Here is a 21,647-nt window from a genome sequence, read left to right on the forward strand (position 1 = left end):
GGAACTAGCATGGTCCAGTTCAAGAAGATGGTCGTGATCGGCGTCGGGCTGATCGGCGGATCCCTGGCCCGCGTGCTGCGCGAGAAAGGGTCTGTCAACGAGGTGGTTGGCGTCGGCCGCGGCGAAGCCAACCTGAAGCGCGGCGTCGAACTGGGCGTTCTGGACAGTTACAGCACCGATGCCAGGGAAGCGGTGGCCGGAGCCGATCTGGTCTTCGTGGCGACCCCGGTCTGCACCATACCCAAGGTGGTCGCCGAAATCGCGCCCTACCTCGCTCCCGGCTGCATCGTCACCGACGGCGGTTCCGTCAAGGAAACCGTGGTGACGGCGTGCGAGCCGCTCATGCCGGAAGGGACCTTTTTTGTTGGCGGGCATCCCATCGCCGGAACCGAACACTCGGGCGTCGAGGCCTCCTTTTCCACACTTTACGTGGGCAGGCGCTGCATCGTCACCCCCACCGCCAACACCGATCGAGTGGCGCTGGAGAAGGTGGTCGAGCTCTGGAAGGTGGCCGGTTCCACCGTACCGCTCATGGACCCCGTGCAGCACGACCTGGTGGTCGCCGCCATTTCGCACCTGCCGCACATGGTGGCCTACTCGCTGGTGAACGCCGTGGACGGCTACGACCGTTTCGGCGGCGATCTGCTCTCCTTTTCCGCGGGAGGCTTCAGGGACTTCACCCGGATTGCATCGTCCGACCCGGTCATGTGGCGCGACATCGCGCTTACCAACCGCGAGGCGATCCTGGAGATGATGGACTTTTTCTCCATGTACCTGGAGAAACTGCGCACCCTGGTGGACCAGGGCGATGCCGACGGCCTGCAGGCCTTTTTCCTGAACTCCAAGCAGAAGCGGGACGCGATTCTCTAACAGCGGTCCGCAGGCGGCGAATCCGGTCCGACTAGTCTGACCAGTCCGACCAGTCCGACCAGTCCGACCAGTCCGACCAGGTTCGGCAGAAAAAATTGAAAGCGGCAGCGAGGTGCTTCATGCAAAGCTACACCGTTCAACCCGCCAAGAGCGTGCGCGGCGAGATCCGCGTCCCGGGCGACAAGTCGATATCGCACCGCTCCATCATGTTCGGCTCCATCGCCAACGGCGTGACCAAGGTCTCGGGCTTCCTGCGCGGCGAGGACGCGCTGGCCACCCTGGAGGCGTTCCGCGCCATGGGTGTGCAGATCGACGACGACGGCGAGACGGTGACCATCGTGGGCAAGGGGCTGCACGGCCTCGAGGAGCCGACCGACGTGCTGGACTGCGGCAACTCCGGCACCTCGATGAGGCTTCTCACCGGGCTTCTGGCGGGCCAGAGCTTCTTCTCGGTCCTCTCCGGCGACAAGTACCTGCGCGCCCGCCCCATGAAACGCGTGGTGGGCCCGCTCTCCAAGATGGGCGCCCACATCGGCGGCCGCGCCGGCGGGGAAAAGGCGCCGCTCGCCATCCAGGGCTCCAAGCTCAAGGGGATCGAGTACGACTCCCCGGTCTCGAGCGCCCAGGTGAAGTCGGCCATCATGCTGGCGGGACTTTACGCCGAAGGTGAGACCGTGGTGCGCGAGCCGCATCTCTCCCGCGATCACTCGGAGCGGATGCTGCGCGCCTTCGGCGCTCACGTGGAAACCTTCCCGGGCGGGGTCAAGGTCCGCGGCGGCGCCGAACTGACCGGACGCGACATCGTTGTCCCCGGCGACATCTCCTCGGCCGCCTTCTTCATGGTCGCGGGATCGATCGTTCCGGGAGCGGAACTGGTCATCAAGGGAGTCGGAATCAACCCGACCCGCACCGGCATCATCGACATCCTGATGGGGATGGGGGCGGACCTCGAACTTCTGCACGAACGCGACGAGACCGGCGAGCCGGTGGCCGACATCCGGGTGCGCTACGCGCCGTTGAAGGCCATGGCGATCTCCGGCGAGGTGGTGCCGCGCGCCATCGACGAGTTTCCTGCCATCTGCGTCGCGGCGGCCCTCGCCGAAGGGACCACCGTGGTGAGCGGCGCTGAGGAACTGCGGGTCAAGGAAACCGACCGCATCACCGCCATGGCGGACAATTTAAGACGAGCCGGGGTCACCGTGGTGGAGACGCCGGACGGCATGGAAATTACCGGCGTATCCGCCCTCAAGGCGTGCGCCGCCGACAGCTTCGGCGATCACAGGATCGCCATGTCCATGATGGTGGCAGGGCTGGTCGCACAGGGAGAAACCACCATCTCCGACGTCGACTGCATCGCCACCTCGTTCCCCGGCTTCCGTGAACTTCTCGAGGGGGTAGTACAGCGTTGAGTGCAGTTAGAGAAAACGGCGTAATCGTAGCCATAGACGGACCCTCCGGGGCGGGCAAGAGCAGCCTCACCAAGCTTCTGGCCCAGCGCCTCGGTTACATTCATATCGACACCGGCGCCATGTTCCGCGCCGTCGCCCTCATGTCCAAGCGCGCCGGCATCGCCACCGATGACGACGCCCGGCTTGCCGAACTGTGCCGCGGGCTGGAAGTCACCTTCGTCAGGGACGGCGAGAACTGCCGCGTGCTTGCCAACGGCGAGGACGTCTCCACCGAGATTCGCACCGAGGAGATCGGCCTGTTGACCTCCGCCATCTCGGCCCGCAAGCCGGTGCGCGAGGCGCTTCTGACCATGCAGCGCGCCATGGGGGCCAAGGGGGGCGTCATCCTGGAGGGACGCGACATCGGCACCGTGGTCTTCCCGGACGCCGAGGTGAAGTTCTTCCTCTCCGCCAGCGCCGAGGAACGCGGCCGCCGCCGCTACCTGGAACTGGCCGCGCGCGGCGACAAGGCGACGCTCGAGGAGACCATCGCCAAGGTGATCCAGCGCGACCAGCAGGACGAGGGGCGCGAGCACGCGCCGCTCAAGCAGGCCGACGATGCGCTCCCCATCGACTCCACCAGCCTCTCCATCGAGGAAGTGCTGACCGTCATGGAAAACGCCGTACGTGAGCGCCTGGCGCAGGACGACAAGAGGTAACCATGGAAGTGATACTGGCCAAACACGCGGGCTTTTGCTTCGGGGTGAAAAGGGCCACCCATCTCGCCTTCGACGCCGCCGACAAGGGCGGCGACACCTACACCCTGGGGCCGATCATCCATTCGCCGCAGGTGGTGCAGCGCCTCGAGGAGATGGGGGTGAAATCGGTCGAGGACGTGGCCGAGATCAAAAACGGCAGTACCGTGATCATCCGCTCCCACGGCGTCGCCGCCGAGGAACTGGAAGCCGCCGTGCGCGCCAATCTCGAGATCGTCGACGCCACCTGCCCGTTCGTCAAGAAGGCCCAGGAGCACGTGGCCACGCTCTCCAAGGAAGGGTACGACGTGGTCGTGGTCGGGGACGCGGTCCATCCCGAGGTGCAGGGGATCGTTTCCTACGCCACCGGCCGGGTCTACGTGGTCAGCTCCGGCAAGGACGTCGAGAGGCTGCCGCGCATGGCCAAGATGGGGGTGGTGGCGCAGACCACGCAGTCCTTCGAACACCTGAACGAGGTGGTGGCGGCCTGCCTGGCCCGCGGCGGCGAGACCCGGGTCTACAACACCATCTGCGACGCCACCGCGGTGCGTCAGGAAGAAACCAAGAAGCTGGCCGGCGAGGTCGACTGCATGATCGTCATCGGCGGCTTCAACAGCGCCAACACCAAGCGACTGGCCCAGATCTGCCGCGAGCTTTTGCCGCGCACGCACCACATCGAGACCGCCGGCCAGATCGACCCGGCCTGGTTCGAAGGGGTGCAGCGGGTCGGGGTGACGGCTGGGGCATCGACGCCGAAGTGGTTGATCGACGAAGTGACGGAAAGAATTTCGGCCATCGACAAGGATAAAATAGGTTGATATTTTTGTCCGATGTGCTAAATTAGCTCGATTTTATATGGAGATTACACGAGGGGGTAACGGTTTCAATGGGTGAAGAAAAACGTACGTTCAAGAAAAAAGATATGCCGATTAGGCGGTTACACGATAATGACGAGGAGCTGGACCAGGCAGAAATGGGTGGCGAGTTTGCTGACCTTTTCCAGGACAGTCTGAGGCAGCCGCAGAGCGGCGAAGTCGTCAAGGCGGTCGTGGTTCAGATCGAGCAGGACGTGGTGCTGGTTGACGTCGGCTACAAGTCCGAAGGCGCCATCCGCATCGCCGAGTTCATCGACGAGAACGGCGAACTGACCGTCAAGGTCGGTGACGAAGTCAACGTCTACTTCGAGCGCGGTGAGAACATCCGCGGCCACATGGTCCTTTCCAAGAAGAAGGCCGATTCCCAGGTCGCCTGGGAAGCCATCGCCGCAGCCGGCGAAGGCGGCGTCATCGAAGGCAAGATCACCGGCAAGGTGAAGGGCGGCATGACCGTCGACGTCGGCGTGGAAGCGTTCCTCCCGGCTTCGCAGGTCGACCTGCGCCCCGGCGGCAACATGGACCGCTTCGTCGGCCAGACCTACCAGTTCCGCATCCTCAAGCTGAACAGAAAGCGTGGCAACCTGGTGCTGTCCCGCCGCGTGCTGCTCGAGGAAGAGCGTGACAAGGCAAGGACCGAGACCCTGTCCACCCTGAAGGAAGGCGACGTCGTCAACGGCGTGGTGAAGAACATCGCCGAGTACGGCGCGTTCGTCGACCTGGGCGGCGTGGACGGCCTGCTGCACGTCACCGACATGTCCTGGGGCCGCCTCGGCCACCCGTCCGAAATGGTCAAGGTGGGCGACACCCTGAAGGTCATGGTGCTCAAGTACGACCGCGAGAAAGGGAAGATCTCCCTGGGCCTCAAGCAGACCGTGCCCGATCCGTGGCTCAACGTTGCCGACCGTTACCAGGAAGGCGAGCGCGTGAGCGGCAAGGTGGTCAGCCTCACCGATTACGGCGCATTCATCTCCCTCGAGGACGGCATCGAAGGCCTGGTGCATGTCTCCGAGATGTCCTGGACCCGTCGCGTGCGTCACCCGTCCGAAATCCTCAAGGTTGGTGAGGAAGTCGAGGCGGTGATCCTGGGCGTGGATCCGGGCAACCGCAGGATCTCCCTGGGCCTCAAGCAGACCGAGGTCAACCCCTGGACCGTGATCGGCGAGCGTTATCCGGTCGGCACCAAGATCGAAGGACAGATCAAGAACATCACCGACTTCGGCGTCTTCATCGGCATCGAGGACGGCATCGACGGCCTGGTCCACGTCTCCGACATCTCCTGGACCCGCCGCGTGAAGCACCCGGGCGAGCTGTTCAGCAAGGGCCAGACCGTGCAGGCCGTTGTTCTCAACATCGACGTCGAGAACGAGCGTCTCTCCCTGGGCATCAAGCAGCTGGTTCCGGATCCGTGGGAAGAGATCCCCAGGAAGTACAAGCCCGGCTCCAAGGTCAACGGCAAGGTGACCTCCGTGACCGACTTCGGCATCTTCGTCGAGATCGAGGAAGGGATCGAAGGTCTGATCCACGTCTCCGAGATTTCCTACGAGAAGGTCGCTTCCCCGAAGGACTTCGCCAACGTGGGCGACGAGCTCGAGGCGGTGGTCCTGAACGTGGACATGGTCGACAAGAAGATTGCCCTCTCCATCAAGGCGCTGCAGACCGCAATGGAGAAAGCCGAGATGGCTTCCTACATGGGTAGCCAGGGCGAGGCAACCTCCAGCTTCGGCGACCTCCTCAAGGAGAAGCTGAAGAAGAGCACTGAAGAATAAACCAGTCACTTCGCCGACTGAGTAATCTTATAGAGTTCATATTGAGGTGTTTAAATGACTAAGAGCGAACTGATCGACAAACTGGTTGAAGTACGCGGTGCTCTGACCCGCAAAGATTCCGAGGCGGTAGTCTCCATGGTGTTCGACGCCATGAGCGAGGCTCTCACCAACGGCGACAAGGTCGAGATCCGCGGCTTTGGCAGCTTCACCATCCGTGACCGCGAACCGCGCGAGGCGAGGAACCCGAAGAGCGGTGAAATCGTCAGCATCCCGAGCAAGAAGACCCCGTTCTTCAAGACCGGTAAAGACCTGCGGGAGCGCGTGAACAACATCTAGCAGCAGCAACCGACCGGATCGGCCCGGATGGCGGAATTGGTAGACGCAACGGACTTAAAATCCGTCGGCCTCACAGCCGTGCCGGTTCGACCCCGGCTCCGGGCACCACGGTAAACCAACAAGAAGGGCTATGCTGACCGCATAGCCCTTTTTTCTTTAAAGAGAAGAAGGGACTGGCTCCGTTAGGTGCCTGTCCCTCTGGCGGAACGCTCCTGTCCGCTCAGCCACCTTCTGGAAGCTAAGGGGACAGGCACCTGGCGGAGCCAGTCCCCTCCACCATTGGTAGGATGCACGAGCAGCTATGGATAATGACGTGACGATGCTGGTGAAGGGATGTGACCCGGCCGGATGCCAAGGGCTTTGCTGCTATGACGGCGTCTACCTGCTGCCGGGAGAAGACGAGCTGATCCGGGCCGTGGTGGGGCGCTACCCGGAGCACTTCGCGGGCCTTCCCGGCGAATATATCGTGGCAGGCTCGTGGCCCGATGGCACCCGGGGAGTAAAGACCGCGACCAGGCCCTTTGCCTTCACCACGGACGCCTTCCCGCCCCACTTCAACCACACCAGGTGCGTGTTCGCCACCAGCGACCACATGTGCCTCTTGCAGGGGCTCGCGGTGCACCTGGGCGTGCACAAGTGGACCTTCAAACCGACCGCCTGCTGGCTCTTTCCCCTGACCATAAAGGAAGGGGAACTGGCGCCGCCCCCGCTGCCGGGCGAGCCTGATCCGGATTACGTGGACGAGTCGTACCCCGGCTATGTGACCTTCGTGCCGTGCGGCACGTTCGCCCCCGACGGCAACCCCTGGCAACAGGCGTTCGCCGACGAGATCGCCTTCTTCGACGCGGTCGACCAACTCCCCCTCTGGGCCAACCGGGGCCTGCCGTTGGAGGAGATCATCGAGCGCGCCAAGCCGTGACCACCCCGCAAGCTGCGCGGGATCTACATCCAGAACAAAGGGGACAACATGTCAAAAGTAACCATCGTGGCAAAACTGACGGCAAAAAGTGGCTGCATCGAGGCGGTAAAAGCGGAAGTCATCAAGATGCTCGCCCCGACCCGGGAGGAGCAGGGATGCATCGAGTACCGCCTGCACCAGGACAATGCCGACCCGGCCGTCTTCGTGTTCTACGAGAACTGGAAGGACCAGACCGCTTTCGAGCAGCACATGGAGTCGGCCCATTTCAAGGCCTACGTTGCCGCCGTCGGCGACATGATCACCGACAAGACCGTCAACCGCATGACCGAAATAGTGTGAGTTGGGGGAAATAGGGACAACAAAAAAGGCGTCTTCCTTTACGGGGAGACGCCTTTCGTCATGGTCAGGTGAGAGTCCGACCGCTAGAGCTGAATGAACTCCTTGGGGTCGGTGTTGGTCGCCATGGTCCACACGGTGGCCGTTCCCTTCTTCAGCACGTACACGGCCAACTGCTCGTAGCCGACCCGGTCGATCCATGGCTTCAGGAAGTCGCGCTTGGCCACGATCTCCATTTTCAGGTCCAGATCTTCCAACGCTTCCACGGTGCCGGCGATCCTGACCTGGATCAGGTTCTCGAAGATGCCGTTGCTGAAACAGAGCTCGACCTTCGGGTTCTTGCTCAACTGGTGGTAAAGATCCTTGATCTTGCCGGTATTGAAGACGATGCCGTTCTCATCGGCCCTGTATAACAGCATGCCGCGCACGTGCGGCGTGTCGCCGTCGGCTGTCGCCATGTGGAATATGGGATTGGAATTGAGAAAGTCCAGGATCTCTTGCTTGTTCATATAGTCGCTCCTTCGCTGCCCGGTGGTGTTCGCTGGTCATTTCGACATCGGATATTATACAACAAACCTCATTGCTGCAAGAGCATCGCTTTTTGTAGACGATTAACGTTTGCCAACAAAATATTTCACGGGCGGTAGTCAGGACGCGGCAATTCGGTAAAATGGTGGCCTGTAGCGGCTTTCCTGTAGGCACATGGTGCAATCGATCGCAGCACAGCGGTACAGGAGGTTACAGCAATGAAAACAGCCATCGCTCTCCTTGCATTACTGTTTGCCCTGCCGGCTCACGCCATCGACAAGGACAAGATTTCCCATTTCAGCGGCGGCGCCGTCCTTGGCCTCGTCTCGGATACCGTCCTGTATCACGCCACGGACCTGGAACGGCCCAAGCGGATGGTCGCTGCCACGGCGCTCGCCATGATTCCCGGTTTCGCCATCGAAGTGGCGGACGAGTTTACGGGAACCCACTTCGGTTGGTATGATCTACTTGCCGACGGTCTGGGGGCGGCGACCGGCATGGTGGCCGGTGAGCTCATCAACGGAAAACTGTGGGTGAAGGCTTCCGCGCGCCAGGTGCAACTGACCGGACGCTGGTAATTTCGGGGTGGGGACCATGAAAGAAGAACGTGAAACGGATCCCGCGGAACGCTGGGTGGCCACCTTCACCTGGGAAGACAGGCTCATCGCCAGGTTTTTCCCCCGCTTTTTCAAGCGCTACGCGCCTGAGGAGGTGCAGCGGCAGTGGGAGCTGCTCCTGGCCCGCAAGCAGGAGCGCCGCAACCGCTAGGCGGTGCCCATCCGGCAACGATAAAGGCCAGGCTGCAAGCGCAGTCTGGCCTTTGACGTGAGCCGGCGTAATCCGCCTTGGCCGCGGTTATTTCTGCTCCTTCTGGTCCATATTCTCCTTCTTCTCTTTCTTGTCTTTCTTCTCCTTGGGCGGCGCGACTTCCAGTTCGTTGCTCACCTTCGCCTTGCCGACCACGGCGACTGCAGCCTTTTCCACCGTCTTCTTCTCGTCTTCGCTCTTGACCGGCCCTTTCAGGGTGACGTGCCCGTCCTTGGTGATGATCTTCACGTTGTGGGCCGTGATGGACAGGGACTTGTCTTTCACCACCGTGCGCCGGATCTCCCGGGTGATCTCCCGGTCGGTCTTGTTCTCCTTCTGCTGTTCGGCGGTGGCGCCCTTGTTCTCTTCCTTGTTCTTCCTGGTGTTGTCGGCCTTGGTGGTTTCGGCCTTGTCCTGGGTGGCATGCAGCAGGGGCGGTGTGCCTAGGGCGACGGCGGCAGACAGTGTGGCGGCGAGCAGAAGATTGATCGTTTTCATCGTGGTAGCTTCCTCCTTGATTGTGTTATTGAGGCAGATCTCGTGTTTTGAATTAGTAAAAACTAATGCATAGCATGCCGGATGTCAATGCGCAACCCACACAAAGCAACAGAAAGCTGCCGGCAGTACCTGGCATACCCTTTTTGACTTCTGCAGGAGGTCGGATATCATTGAGATTTTCGGGCCACTGTTCTACGACCACCGCCCAAAGGAGAACGACAATTTCTGCCCTTGACGTTTCCCACATCCGAAACATAGGCATCATCTCCCATATCGATGCAGGTAAGACTACGGTCACTGAGCGGATACTCTTCTACAGCGGCGAGACGCACAAGATGGGCGAGGTGCACGACGGCCAGGCGGTCATGGACTGGATGCCGCAGGAACAGGAGCGCGGCATCACCATCACCGCCAGCGCGACCTCCTGCCGCTGGGGCGACAACCGGCTCAACCTGATCGACACCCCCGGCCACATCGACTTCACCATCGAGGTGGAGCGCAGCGTACGGGTCCTGGACGGAGCGGTGGCCATTTTCAGCGCCGTCGAGGGGGTGCAGCCCCAGAGCGAGCTGGTCTGGCGCCAGGCCGATCGCTACCGGGTGCCCAGGGTCTGCCTGATTAACAAGATGGACCGGATGGGGGCGGAGCACGGCCACGTGCTGGCGCACATGGCACAGCGCCTGGGGGCGCGGGCGGCCCTGCTGCAACTGCCGCTGGGGACGGAGGCCGCCTTCTCGGGGGTGATCGACCTGATCGGCGAAGAGTTGCTCACCTTCTCGGAGCAGGACCTGGGCAGGACGGTGCTGCGGGCGCCGGTCCCCGCCGAATACCGGGAAGCGCTACAACAGGCGCGCCTGGAGTTGACGGAGGTGGCCGCGGACTTCGACGACCAGGTAATGGCGGACTTCCTGGAGGGGCGCAAGGTGGCTGCGGCAGATCTGCACCGGGCCCTGCGCAAGGGAACGCTTACCTGCCAGATCTTTCCGGTGCTGCTGGGTTCGGCGCTGCGCAACAAGGGGGTGCAGCCGGTCCTCGACGCGGTCTGCCTGTACCTGCCGTCCCCCCTCGACCTCCCGGCCATGGTGGGGAGGCGTCCCGGCAGCGGCGAGGCAGAGCGTTTTACCTGCGACCCGGACCAGCCCCTGCGCGCGCTGGCCTTCAAGGTGATGGCGGAGGAGGGGAGGCGTCTCACCTACCTGCGCATCTACTCCGGCAGGGTGAAAACCGGCGCTGCCCTGTTGAACGCTAGCCGCGGCGGCAACGAGCGGGTCAGGCACCTGTTCCGGATGCACGCGCACCGGCGGGAGGAGGTCGCCGAGGCGCTGGCGGGGGACATCGTGGCGGTGACCGGTTGCCAGTCGACCCTGACCGGCGATACCCTCTGCGACCCGGCCCATCCCCTGCTCCTGGAAGGGGTAAGCGTGCCCGAGCCGGTGGTGTCACTGGCCGTGGAGGCGAAAGGGGTGGAAGACCGGGCCCACCTGTTGGGGACGCTCGAGTTTTTCCAGTGGGAGGATCCGACCTTCCGCGTGCACGAGGACAAGGAGACCGGGCAGACCATCCTGACCGGGATGGGGGAGTTGCACCTGGAGATCGTCATCGACCGGCTCCGGCGCGAGTACGGGGTGCAGGTGAAGACGGGGCGGCCGCGGGTGGTCTATCGCGAGACGCTCAGGCGCGAGGTGACCCGGCGCGAGTTCTTCCAGGCCCTGGCCGACAAGCGCCCGGAGCCTGCCGAACTGTTGCTGCGCCTGACCCCGCTCCCGCGCGGCGCCGGCGTCAGGACCGTGCTGCCGGACCCGGCCCCGCCGGTCACGGCCGAACTGCTGGCCGCGGTGCAGCAGAGCCTGCTGGACGCCTGCAGCGGCGGCAGCCTCACCGGTTACGCCCTGACCGACCTGGAGGTGCGGGTGCTGGAGGTCCCGGTGGAGCCGGGTGCGCCGGCTCCGTCGGAGCTCGCCCTGCGCGGTGCGGCCCAGCGCGGCGTGGTGCTGGCGGCGCGCGAGGGGGCTCCCATGCTGCTGGAGCCGATCATGAAGCTGGAGCTGGAGGCGCCGACGGAGCACCTGGGCAAGGTGCTCGGGGGACTGCAGCAGAAACGGGGACGGGTGGAGGGGCTGGACCGGCGCGGAGAGCTGGAGCTGGTCAAGGCGACCGTGCCCCTGGCGGAGATGTTCGGCTACATGACCGAGCTGCGCAGCGCGAGCAAGGGGCGCGGCAGCTACACCATGGAGTTCCAGGGGTTCGAAGAGGCGCCGGCCGAGGTGCAGCAGCGCTTCGGGCTCGCATAGCGAGAAGGGGACTGGCTCCGCAAGGTGCCTGTCCCCCTCTGCCGCAGCGTTATCGGTGAACGTGCCAGCAGTACCAATGCCCGCAATTGCCCCCACCCCCTAGCCCCCTCCCGCGGGGGGGAGGGGGGACCCTTTGCTGCCCCTGTCCCCCTCCGTCAGCTCCTGGGGCCCCGGCGCCGGGTGTCGCAGCGCTTCATCACATCGGTGAGCGCCTGCATGGTGTAGGGTTTCTGGATGAAGGCGAGGTAGCCGGTCCCGGAGAGTTTCCGGGTCACCTCCTGCTCGCTGTAGCCGCTGGAAATGATCACCTTCACCTCCGCGTCGATCTTCCTCAGTTCGTGGTAGGTCTGCTCCCCGTCCATGTGCGGCATGGTCAGGTCGAGAATGACGAAGCGCACGTCTCCCCGGTCCCGATACAGTTCCACCGCCCTGCTGCCGCTCAGCGCCGTCACCACCTGGTAGCCCAACTGCTCCAGCATGGAAGCCCCGACGGTGCAGATGAATTCCTCGTCGTCCACCAACAGCACCGTCCCGCTTCCCTGCCACGTTTCCTCCGGCGCGGGCTGCGGCTCCCCTGCCTGGTCCTGGACCGGAAGCTCACTGGCGGGGAGGATGACGGTGAAGGTGGTCCCGCGGCCGGGTTTGCTCTCCACCTTGATGGCGCCCCGGTGGCCCCTGATGATCCCCAACACCGCCGACATCCCCAGGCCACGGCCGGTGAACTTGGTAGTGAAGAAGGGGTCGAAGATGCGCGACAGCGTGGTTTCGTCCATGCCGCAGCCGTCATCCTCCACCTGCAGGAACAGGTATTCCCCTTCCTTGATCTCCTTCTCGGACCAGGCCCCTTTCAGGTACTGCTCGTTGAAGTGGCGCAGGCCGCTGCGGACGGTGATGGTCCCCCCCCGGTCGCCGATGGCCTCGGAAGCGTTGATCACCAGGTTCATCACGATCTGGCGCAACTGGGTGGAATCCGCCTGCACCGGCGGCAGCTCCTGGGCCAGTTCCAGCACCAGCTGCGAATTCTTGGAGATGGAGACCTCCAGCAGGTGGACCATCTCGGTCAGCAGGCCGTTCAGGCTGACGGGCTCGACCACGAACATCCCCTTGCCGGAGTAGGCGAGCATCTGCCGGGCCAGGTCGGCCGCCCTGATGGCCCCCTTCTCGATGTTCTGCAGGTTCTCCACCGCAGGCGAGGCGGGATCGATGCGCATCAGCCCCAGGCTGGAGTTGCCGAGGATCCCGGTCAGGATGTTGTTGAAGTCGTGGGCGATGCCGCCGGCGAGGATCCCGAGGCTCTCCAGCTTCTGGGCATGCAAGAGCTGCTGCTCCAGCCTCAGGCGCTCCTCCTCGTGGATGCGGCGCTCCAGCTCCGCGGCGGCCCGGCCGCTCACCATCTGCAGGATCTCTTCCGCCAGGTCCCGGTTCGACAAAGACTTGCGGCCGATGGTCGCGATCAGCCCAATGGGGACCCCGGTGGAGCCCCACAGCACCACGCCCAGGTAGCTCTCGGCCTTCAGGTCCTGCAGCACCTGGTCGTTGGGGAACAGCTGGCGCACCCCCTCGCGGTAGCAGCAGATGTTGTGCCCCACCACCTCGCCGCAGGGGGTGTCCTTGAGGGTGTAGCGGACGTTCTCCTCGAAGTTGCCGTTGTAGTAGACGGCCAGCGTGCTGGCCCAGAGGTTTCCTTCCTCAAGCTGATCGATGCAGATGAAATCCATGTCCAGGGTGCCGGCCAGGTAGCGGGCCAGGCGGTGGAAGAACTGCTCGTCGGGCGTTGCCGAGGTGTGGGACTGGGCCAGGAAGGCGAGGCATTCCTCGGTGCGCTTTCTCTTGGTGATCACGTCGAAGACGATGACGAAGCACCCCGGCTCCGGGCTGTAGACCGATACCGAGAGCCACTCGCTGATGGCGTTGACGTAACACTCCATCTGCTCCGGTTTCCCGCACAGGGCAACGCGCCGGAAGGCGGCAAGCAGCTCGGGGTCCGAATCCCACAGCCCCGGCAGCACTTCGCTCATCCGCTTCCCCCCCGCCGCGCGCAGTCCGGTGAGCCGTTCGAAGCTCTGGTTCACCTCCAGGAACACGAAATCGAGGGGGAGGGCGGAATCCAGGATCATCCTGCAGTAGGCGAAGCCGTTCAACATGTTGTCGAACAGGGAGCGGTAGCGCTCTTCGCTCTTCTTGAGGCTTTCCTCGGCCTGCTTGCTGCGCGTGATGTCCATGCCGCTGGCCTGAAATTCCACCACCTGCCCGGCCTCGTCCACGATGACGGTGTTGTTCCACTTCTGCCATACCAGGCGTCCGTCCGGGAGCCATGCCCGTACCTCCAGCGACTGGCTCTCGGTCTCCCCGGTCATGCTCTCGACGCAGCGGATCAAGGCTTCGCGGTCCTGCAGGAAAAGGAATGGGTAGAAATTCTGGCCCAGCAGTACCTCCCGTTCCTTCTGGAGATAGCGGCAGTAGGTGTCGTTGACGAAGGTGAGCGTGCCACCGCGCCGGTAGCGGACCACGAACTCGGCCTGGGTCTGTGCCATGGCGCGGTAGCGGGATTCGCTCTCGTGCAGGGCCCTTTCCGCCTCGGCGATTTCTCTGAAGAGCACGCAGACCCGGGACGGAGCGGTCCCTTCCTTCGACTTGAGCGGCATGGCGTCCATGCTGACCGGCACCAGGCGCCCCCTGCGGCGGTTGTGGATGGCGAGGCTGACTTCGCGGGCGGGAGTGCCCTGGAGGGCGGACATGGCGGGATGCTGGTCGGGCGGCAGAGGAGTTCCCTGGGCGCTACAGAGGTGCCATTGGGGGGACGCGCTGTGGTGGCGCAGGAACTGGTCGCGCTCCATCCCGAAGATCTCGAGGGCGGCGGCATTGACGTACAGCGGCGCGCCGTCCGGGCCCTGGATGAACATTCCCAGGGGCAGCTCATCGAACAGGGCGCGGCATTGCTCCAGCGAGTCGAACATCGGCATCTCTCCGCTTGTTGGTGTTGCCGGCGTGTGGTGGAAAGACAACAGTTAGGTTTATATCAGAAAGTGTTGAATGTTCAATTGTGGGCCGATGTACCAAGGAAACAACTGGCAACCGCGATGACTACATCGCTGCGTGACTATGACAGTGCCTGCTGTCAAAGACTCGGCGCCACGCAACGGTTTTTTGTCCTGCTGTCGCTTTTGTTGCACCCATCTGCCAGTGTGAATGACGGTAAATCGTTGTGTTATGGCTTTGGTTGGATTATTGCATACACATGTGGGCCTGCCTATACTGTCTAAAAAGGAGCAACCCCGTGTTCTTGATGCTCAAACCGTCCCCCGACCGCAGGGAGAATCGCCATCCCAAGCAGCAGCCTCTGCTGGACCGTAACACCAACCACGTTGCCAGGCACGACCTGAGGATGCCGCTGCCTCCCCGACAGGTGCGGCTTTGCATGGGCGAAGGTCTCTTCTGCCAGGAGGCGCCGCTGTTCTGAACGCCCTTCCGCTGGCGCAGGGGCTGTTTTTCTGCCACAATGTCTCCCGCCCCCGGTGTAAAGGGGGACAGGGGAGGTTCTTCATGTCCGGATCGGGCGCACCCATAAAGATCGGCGTCAGCTCCTGCCTTTTGGGGGAGAAGGTACGCTACGACGGCGGCCACAAGCACGACCCCTACCTCACCGGGGTGCTGGGGCGGTTCTTCGGCTTCGTGCCGGTCTGCCCCGAGGTGGAATGCGGCATGACCACGCCGCGCGAGGCGATGCGCCTGGAGGGCGACCCGGCACAGCCGCGGCTGATGACCCATCGGAGCCGGGTCGACAAGACCGGGCAGATGCTCGAGTTCTGCCGCAATAAGGTGGAGCAGTTGGCGCACGAGGACCTGTGCGGCTTCATCTTCAAGAAGGGATCCCCGTCCTCGGGTCTGTTCCGGGTCAAGGTGTACCGGGAGGGACTGCCGCCGGCCAGCGGCAGCGGCCTCTTCGCCGCGGCGGTGGCGCGCCGCTTTCCGCAGCTCCCCATGGAGGAAGAGGGGAGGCTCCACGACCCGGTGCTCCGGGAAAACTTCATCGAGCGGGTGTTCGCCTTCCGGCGCTGGAAGGATTTCCTCGCCCAGGGGCCGGACCTGGGCATGCTGGTGCAGTTTCACACCCGCCAGAAGCTGCTGGTCATGTCGCACAGCACGCAGCTCTACCGCGAGCTGGGCGCGCTGGTGGCCGGGGGCAAGGAGCTTCCTCTTGCCGAGCTGCTGGATCGCTACCAGGAGCTCTACATGAAGGCCCTGGAGCTGCACGCGACGGTGAAGAAACAGACCAACGTGCTGATGCACATCATGGGCTACTTCAAGAAGAACCTCACCCCCTATGAGAAGCAGGAGCTCTTGCAGCTCATCGAGCAGTATCACGACGGGCTGGTGCCGCTGGTGGTGCCGCTCACCCTGCTCAAGCATTACGTCGCCAAGTACCGGCAGGAGTACCTGCAGCAGCAGGTCTACCTGGCCCCCCACCCTGCCGAGCTCATGCTGCGCAACCACGTCTAGCCCGTCTCCGGCCGATCATCCCGAACCCCGCCTATTAGATTTTCTCTATCCCGAAGCGCCCTCTTCGGCTATAGTTTGCCAATTCCGCAACTGCAGAGGTGCCGTATGGAAGCGACACGCGAGATCTACTGGAACGTCAACCATGCCCTGATCTGGGTCATGTACCTGTTCGCCTTCCTCGCCCTGGGCGGGTGCGCCTGGGGCTTTTGGTCGCGGCTGCCGCTGTACCGGCAGGGCAAGCCCCTGGACCGGCTGGACCGGCTCCCCTTGCGCCTTAAGCTCATGGCGCGCGGCGCACTGACCCAGGCCAAGGTGCTCCGGGTCCAGGTGCCGGGGACGCTGCATGCCTTCTTCTTCTGGGGCTTCCTGCTGCTGTTCATCGGCACCCTGCTCATCATGCTGCAGGCCGACTTCACCGCGCCGTTGGCGGGATGGACCTTCCTGAAGGGGACCTTCTACAAAGGCTATTCCCTCGTCCTCGACCTGGCCGGCATCATCGCCATCTTCATGCTGGGCGGACTCTTCGTGCGCCGCTTCCTGGTCCGCCCCCCAGCGCTTCCGACCAAAAGGGACGACTACCTGGCCCACGCGCTCCTCTTCACCATCCTCATCACCGGTTTCGTGGTGGAGGCGCTCCGGATGGCCGCCACCGAGGTGCACCAGAACCCGGAACTGGCCCGGCTCTCCCCGGGGGGGCTGCTGCTCACCCCCCTGTTCGCCGGGATGACCCCCGCCGCCATCTCCGTCACCCACAAGGCGCTTTGGTGGGGACATTTCTTCCTGGCCATGGCCTTCATCGTCGCCATCCCCTGGACCAAGCTGCGGCATCTCTTCACCGATCCCGCCAACTACCTCTGCACCGATTTGCGCCCCAAGGGAGCCATCGCGACCATCAATCTCGAAGATGAGACCGCCGAGCAGTTCGGCGCCGCCAAGGCCACCGATCTCGCCTGGAAGGACATCTACGATGCCGACGCCTGTACGCTGTGCAAACGCTGCCAGGACCGCTGCCCCGCCTGGTACACCGAGAAGCCGCTCTCCCCGATGCGGGTGGTGCAGCAGGTGGGGGAGATGGCGCTCAACGAGCCGCAGGGGGACCTGTGCCGCTACGTCACCGAGGAGGTGCTCTGGGACTGCACCACCTGCCGCGCCTGCCAGGAGATCTGCCCGGTCGACATCGAGCACGTCAACAAGATCATCGAGATGCGCCGGAACCTGGCCCTCATGGAGGGGAAGTTCCCCGGCGACGAGGTGCGCACCGCCATGGGCAACTACGAGGTGAACGGCAACCCCTTCGGGCTGGCCTGGGCCGAGCGCGGCGCCTGGGCCGAGGGGCTGGACGTGGTCACCCTTGAGAGCGGCGAGCCCTACGACGTCATGTATTTTGTCGGGTGCTATGCCTCCTTCGACCGACGTAACAAGGAAGTGGCCAAGGCCTTTGCGAAGATCTGCTCCGCGGCGGGCGTGAGAATCGGCATCCTCGGCAAGGAGGAGAAGTGCTGCGGCGAGCCGCCGCGCAAGCTGGGCAACGAGTACCTGTACCAGACCATGGCCCAGGAGAACATCGAAAGGATCAAGGGGTACGGCGTGAAGGAGATCGTCACCACCTGTCCCCACTGTTTCAACACCCTGGTGCGCGACTACCGCGAGTTCGGCCTGGAGATCCCGGTGCGCCACTACACCACCTTCCTCGCCGAACTGGTGCAACAGGGGCGGCTGAAGCTGCAACCAGGCGACAGCTTCGACTGCACCTACCACGACTCCTGCTACATCGGCCGCTACGCCGACATCTTCGAGCCGCCGCGCGAGATGCTGCAGCGCCTGGGGGGCACCATCACCGAGATGGACAGAAACCGCATGGAGAGCTTCTGCTGCGGCGGGGGAGGGGGGCGCATCCTCGCCGAGGAGAAGGTGGGGACCCGCATCAGCGCCGCCCGGGTGCAGATGGCCGGCGAGACCCGCGCCCCCATGCTGGTCTCCAACTGCCCCTTCTGCCTGACCATGTTCGAGGACGGCATCAAGACCGGCGGGTTGGAAGGGAGCATGGCGGCGCGCGACCTGGCCGAGCTGGTGGCGGCGCGCCTGTAAAGGGGACTGGCTCCGTAAGGTGCCTGTCCCCTTTGCCCCTTTGCCCACCTTTCTCATGAGCTTCATTGACTTGTGTGCTTCATGCGTGCGATAGTGAGATGGGCCTTCCCCCTGCCTACCGGCGGCGGGAGGCCCGTATCCCAGCTTTAAGGACGAAGCAGTGGCCCACCGCGCCCTGACAGGCAAAACGCAATCCTCCGGCACAAGCTTTCTCCGCCTCACCCACGCCTTCTCCGGCACCATCCTCCTGGTCTTTTTCCTGCTGCTGGTCCCGCTGTGCCTCCCTGCGCCGGCCGATTTCATACCGGAACCCACGCACCAGGAAACCCCGACCACCGTCGTGGTCGGCGGCGACCGCGCCTATCCCCCCTACGAATTCATCGACAAGGACGGCAACCCCGCCGGCTACAACGTCGACCTGACCCGCGCCATCGCCGAGGTGATGGGGCTCAAGGTCCGCTTCGTCTTCGGCAACTGGTCCGAGGTGCGCGCCGGGCTGCAAAACGGCAGCATCGACATTCTGCAGGGGCTCTCCTATTCGGCCCAGCGCCTGAACACGGTCGAGTTCTCGCCGCCGCACACCATCGTGCACCACGCCATCTTCGCCCGGCGCGACACCAAGCCGGTCAAGAGCCTGGAAGAGCTGCGCGGCAGGAAGGTGCTGGTCTTCCAGGCCGGCATCATGCATGAGCGCCTGAAGCAGATGGGGTTTGAAAAGGACCTGGTGCTCACCCCGACGCCGGCCGAGGCGCTCCGGCTCCTTGCCTCCGGGCAGGGGGATTACGCGGTGGTGGCCCAGCTCCCCGGCATCTACCTGATCCGCGAGCTGCGTCTCACCAACCTGGTCCCGGTCGCCAAGGCAGTGGTGAGCGAGCAGTACTGCTACGCGGTGCAGCGCGGCGACAAGGAGCTCCTGGCCCGCTTCAACGAGGGGCTTGCCATCGTCATCAAGACCGGCCAGTACGCCCAGATCTACAACCGCTGGCTGGGGGTCAACGATCCCCCCCGGGTGACCAGGGAGCTCGCCCTCAAGTACGGCGCCATGATCCTGGTCCCCCTGCTGATCGTGCTGGCGGCCATCGCCCTCTGGTCCAAGACCCTGCACAAGCGGGTGGCGGAGCGGACCACGGCCCTGGCCCAGGAGGTCGCCGAGCGCAACAAGGCCCTGGAGGAGTTGAAACGCCACCAGGACAAGCTGATCCAGGCTGACAAGATGACCTCGCTGGGGACCCTGGTCTCCGGCGTGGCGCACGAGATCAACAACCCCAACGGCCTGCTCCTTCTGGACATCCCGGTGCTGAAGCGGGTGCACGACGACGCGGAGGAGATCCTGGAGGAACACTACCGCGAGCACGGCGACTTCATGCTGGGCGGGGTGCCCTACTCGGAGATGCGCGACGAGATCCCGCGCATCCTGGACGAGATGCAGGACGGCGCCCAGCGCATCAAGCGCATCGTCAACGACCTCAAGGACTTCGCCCGCAAGGACATGGGTCAGAAGTCGCTGGTCGACCTGGACGCGGTGGCGAGGACGGCCCTCAGGCTGGTCGACCCGACCATCCGCTCCTCCACCAACCACTTCCAGGCCGCCCTGCACGGGGCGCTGCCGCAGATCCTGGGTAACGGCCAGCGCATCGAGCAGGTCATCGTCAACCTGGTCCTCAACGCCTGCCAGGCGCTTCCCGACCGGGAGTGCGGGGTGTTCGTGGGCACCAGCTACGACCCGGCCCGGGGGCAGGTGCAGCTCCAGGTCACCGACCAGGGGGTGGGGGTGGCGCAGGAGCACCTGCCCCACCTGCTCGATCCCTTCTTCACCACCAAGCGCGACAGCGGCGGCACCGGCCTCGGCCTCTCCGTTTCCGCGGGAATCGTCGAGGACCACGGCGGCTCGCTGCAGTTTCAGTCCACCCCGGGGGCGGGCACCACGGTGACCCTTTCCTTCCCCGTCCCCGACAGGAGTTCGGCATCATGAAAAAGACCCTCTACCCCGCTTTCGGCATCCTGCTGGTCGACGACGAGCCCGCCTGGCTCAAGTCGTTCGCGCTCACGCTGAAGAGCTGCGCCGGGATCAACAACATCGTCACCTGCCAGGAAAGCCGCGAGGTGATGGGACTGCTGGACCAGGGGGGCATCGGCCTGGTGCTTTTGGACCTCACCATGCCGCAACCGTGCGGCGAGACGCTGTTGCAGCAGATCGGGGAGAGCCACCCCGGCATCATGACCATCATCGTGAGCGGCATGAACCAACTGGAGACCGCGGTGCGCTGCATGAAGCTGGGCGCCTTCGACTACATCGTCAAGACCGACGAGGAGGACCGCCTGGTGGGGGGCGTGTTGCGCGCGGTGCGCATCCTGGAACTGCAGCAGGAGTTCCGCACCATGTCGGACCGGATGCTGTCGCGCGAGCTGAAGCATCCCGAGGCCTTCGTGGACATCGTCACCGCCGATCCGCGCATGCACGACCTGTTCAACTACGTGGAGGCGGTCTCCCCGAGCCACCAGCCGCTGTTGATCACCGGCGAGAGCGGCGTGGGCAAGGAACTGGTAGCCCGCGCCGTGCACACCCTGAGCGGCTGCTCGGGCCCGCTGGTCGCCGTCAACGTGGCGGGGCTGGACGACACCGTGTTTGCCGACACCCTCTTCGGACACGTGCGCGGTGCCTACACCGGCGCGGACCAGGCCCGCCCCGGCATGATCGAGCAGGCCGGCAACGGTACGCTGTTTCTGGACGAGATCGGCGACCTGAGCATCGCTTCGCAGGTGAAACTCTTGCGCCTGCTCCAGGAAGGCGAGTACTTCCCGCTGGGGGGGGACCGTCCCAAGAGGATGAACGCGCGCATCGTGGTGGCCACCCACCGCGACCTGGCGGCACGGGAGGCGGCCGGCGACTTCCGGCGCGACCTCTACTACCGTCTCTGCACCCACCGCATCAACATCCCGCCGCTCAGGGAGAGGCCCGGGGACATCCCCATGCTGCTGGACTACTTCCTGGCCGAGGCGGCCAAGTCGCTGGGGAAGAAGAAGCCGACCCCGCCCAAGGAACTGGCCCAGGTGCTGGCCACCTACAGCTTCCCCGGCAACGTGCGCGAACTGCGCGGCATGGTCTACAACGCGGTCAGCCTGCACAAGGAACGCATCCTTTCCATGGACAGTTTCCTGAAGGCGATCGGGCAAAGCCGCGACGCGGCGCCCGTCCCTGCCAAAAATGAAAACCCGTTTGCTACTTTCGAGCGCCTCCCCACCTTCGTCGAGGCCGCGGAACTGCTGGTGGAGGAGGCGATAACCCGCGCCAACGGTGTCCAGGCCATTGCGGCGCGGCTTTTGGGCATCTCCGCGCCTGCACTCAACAAGCGTCTCAAGATGTCGCGCAAGTAGTCCCGGTGACGGGGAAAACCCCTCTCCCCGTCCCACCCCACCCACATTTTTTTCGCCTCATACTTCCCTTAAAGGTCATCCCGGCCGCCCATGCCGCTCCTGCGAGCGGCAATGGGCTTAACCTAGGTTAATTGCTTAACCGTGGTTAAGTCCTCCATCATGCCGAAACCAAGCCCTTTTCCTCATTGCAACAACAAAGGTCTTTCCTTTGGTTAATACCTTTGCTGCCTTGTCTCAAACGTAAAACATTATTTTTCATCGTGTAAACAGTAACTTGTATCCGTATACAACCCTTTGGTATTCGTCTTGCTGATA

Annotated in this window: 19 protein-coding genes and 1 tRNA gene; 17 read left to right on the forward strand and 3 right to left on the reverse strand. The window is 63.8% G+C overall.

Features of this window, described 5'->3' with window-relative positions; genetic code table 11:
• Positions 1-9 precede the first annotated feature (9 nt).
• The 9 genes from H7687_RS12115 (at position 10) to H7687_RS12155 (ending at position 7,248) form a co-directional block, all read left to right on the forward strand.
• Positions 10-870, forward strand: coding sequence for a prephenate dehydrogenase (locus H7687_RS12115; RefSeq protein ID WP_183347682.1), 861 nt, complete (start codon positions 10-12; stop codon positions 868-870).
• Between the two features lie 119 nt (positions 871-989).
• Positions 990-2,279: a 3-phosphoshikimate 1-carboxyvinyltransferase gene (gene aroA / locus H7687_RS12120; RefSeq protein WP_183347684.1), complete on the forward strand. Its 1,290-nt coding sequence runs from the start codon at positions 990-992 to the stop codon at positions 2,277-2,279.
• A complete protein-coding gene (cmk, locus tag H7687_RS12125) occupies positions 2,276-2,977 on the forward strand; it encodes a (d)CMP kinase (RefSeq protein ID WP_183347686.1) in 702 nt (233 codons plus the stop codon). The genes aroA and cmk overlap by 4 nt, the downstream gene beginning before the upstream one ends.
• Before the next feature lie 2 nt (positions 2,978-2,979).
• Positions 2,980-3,831: a 4-hydroxy-3-methylbut-2-enyl diphosphate reductase gene (gene ispH, locus H7687_RS12130; RefSeq protein WP_183347694.1), complete on the forward strand. Its 852-nt coding sequence runs from the start codon at positions 2,980-2,982 to the stop codon at positions 3,829-3,831.
• Between the two features lie 68 nt (positions 3,832-3,899).
• The gene (locus H7687_RS12135) at positions 3,900-5,654 is read left to right on the forward strand and encodes a 30S ribosomal protein S1 (protein WP_183347695.1); all 1,755 of its coding nucleotides are present in this window, start codon (positions 3,900-3,902) and stop codon (positions 5,652-5,654) included.
• Positions 5,655-5,708: 54 nt separating this feature from the next.
• Entirely contained in the window at positions 5,709-5,990 is a 282-nt protein-coding gene (locus tag H7687_RS12140) for an integration host factor subunit beta (protein ID WP_183347696.1), read from the forward strand.
• Between the two features lie 21 nt (positions 5,991-6,011).
• Positions 6,012-6,098, forward strand: a tRNA-Leu gene (locus H7687_RS12145).
• Positions 6,099-6,291: 193 nt separating this feature from the next.
• Positions 6,292-6,909: a DUF3109 family protein gene (locus tag H7687_RS12150; protein ID WP_183347697.1), complete on the forward strand. Its 618-nt coding sequence runs from the start codon at positions 6,292-6,294 to the stop codon at positions 6,907-6,909.
• Positions 6,910-6,957: 48 nt separating this feature from the next.
• Positions 6,958-7,248, forward strand: a complete 291-nt coding sequence (locus tag H7687_RS12155; RefSeq protein WP_183347698.1) for a putative quinol monooxygenase — start codon at positions 6,958-6,960, stop codon at positions 7,246-7,248.
• Positions 7,249-7,331: 83 nt separating this feature from the next.
• Here the strand turns inward: H7687_RS12155 and H7687_RS12160 are convergent, their stop codons facing one another.
• Positions 7,332-7,754, reverse strand: coding sequence for a pyridoxamine 5'-phosphate oxidase family protein (locus tag H7687_RS12160; RefSeq protein ID WP_183347699.1), 423 nt, complete (start codon positions 7,752-7,754; stop codon positions 7,332-7,334).
• A gap of 237 nt (positions 7,755-7,991) precedes the next feature.
• On the opposite strand from H7687_RS12160, the gene H7687_RS12165 reads away from it, so the two are divergent.
• Entirely contained in the window at positions 7,992-8,351 is a 360-nt protein-coding gene (locus tag H7687_RS12165) for a VanZ family protein (RefSeq protein ID WP_183347700.1), read from the forward strand.
• 16 nt (positions 8,352-8,367) lie between these two features.
• Positions 8,368-8,541 (forward strand): hypothetical protein, encoded by a 174-nt coding sequence (locus H7687_RS12170; RefSeq protein WP_183347701.1) that lies wholly within the window; start codon positions 8,368-8,370, stop codon positions 8,539-8,541.
• Between the two features lie 87 nt (positions 8,542-8,628).
• Here the strand turns inward: H7687_RS12170 and H7687_RS12175 are convergent, their stop codons facing one another.
• Positions 8,629-9,078, reverse strand: a complete 450-nt coding sequence (locus H7687_RS12175) for a BON domain-containing protein (RefSeq protein ID WP_183347703.1) — start codon at positions 9,076-9,078, stop codon at positions 8,629-8,631.
• Positions 9,079-9,299: 221 nt separating this feature from the next.
• Here H7687_RS12175 and fusA point away from each other — a divergent pair, with 221 nt between their 5' ends.
• Positions 9,300-11,369 (forward strand): elongation factor G, encoded by a 2,070-nt coding sequence (gene fusA, locus H7687_RS12180; RefSeq protein ID WP_246404853.1) that lies wholly within the window; start codon positions 9,300-9,302, stop codon positions 11,367-11,369.
• A gap of 155 nt (positions 11,370-11,524) precedes the next feature.
• Here the strand turns inward: fusA and H7687_RS12185 are convergent, their stop codons facing one another.
• A complete protein-coding gene (locus tag H7687_RS12185) occupies positions 11,525-14,326 on the reverse strand; it encodes a hybrid sensor histidine kinase/response regulator (RefSeq protein ID WP_183347705.1) in 2,802 nt (933 codons plus the stop codon).
• 320 nt (positions 14,327-14,646) lie between these two features.
• Between H7687_RS12185 and H7687_RS12190 the strand changes: the two genes are divergently transcribed.
• The 5 genes from H7687_RS12190 (at position 14,647) to H7687_RS12210 (ending at position 21,332) form a co-directional block, all read left to right on the forward strand.
• On the forward strand, positions 14,647-14,829 hold the full coding sequence (locus tag H7687_RS12190; RefSeq protein WP_183347707.1) for a hypothetical protein: 183 nt from the start codon (positions 14,647-14,649) through the stop codon (positions 14,827-14,829).
• An 83-nt stretch (positions 14,830-14,912) separates the two neighbouring features.
• Entirely contained in the window at positions 14,913-15,869 is a 957-nt protein-coding gene (locus H7687_RS12195; RefSeq protein WP_183347708.1) for a YbgA family protein, read from the forward strand.
• A gap of 105 nt (positions 15,870-15,974) precedes the next feature.
• Positions 15,975-17,957, forward strand: a complete 1,983-nt coding sequence (locus tag H7687_RS12200) for a heterodisulfide reductase-related iron-sulfur binding cluster (RefSeq protein WP_183347710.1) — start codon at positions 15,975-15,977, stop codon at positions 17,955-17,957.
• 160 nt (positions 17,958-18,117) lie between these two features.
• Complete coding sequence (locus H7687_RS12205; protein WP_246404827.1) at positions 18,118-19,929, forward strand: transporter substrate-binding domain-containing protein; 1,812 nt, start codon at positions 18,118-18,120, stop codon at positions 19,927-19,929.
• Positions 19,926-21,332: a sigma-54-dependent transcriptional regulator gene (locus tag H7687_RS12210; protein WP_183347712.1), complete on the forward strand. Its 1,407-nt coding sequence runs from the start codon at positions 19,926-19,928 to the stop codon at positions 21,330-21,332. Before H7687_RS12205 ends, H7687_RS12210 begins: the two co-directional genes overlap by 4 nt.
• The last annotated feature ends 315 nt before the right edge of the window (positions 21,333-21,647 follow it).

Origin of the sequence: Geomonas paludis, from assembly GCF_014193585.1 — a bacterium.
In the GTDB taxonomy this organism is placed as follows: domain Bacteria; phylum Desulfobacterota; class Desulfuromonadia; order Geobacterales; family Geobacteraceae; genus Geomonas; species Geomonas paludis.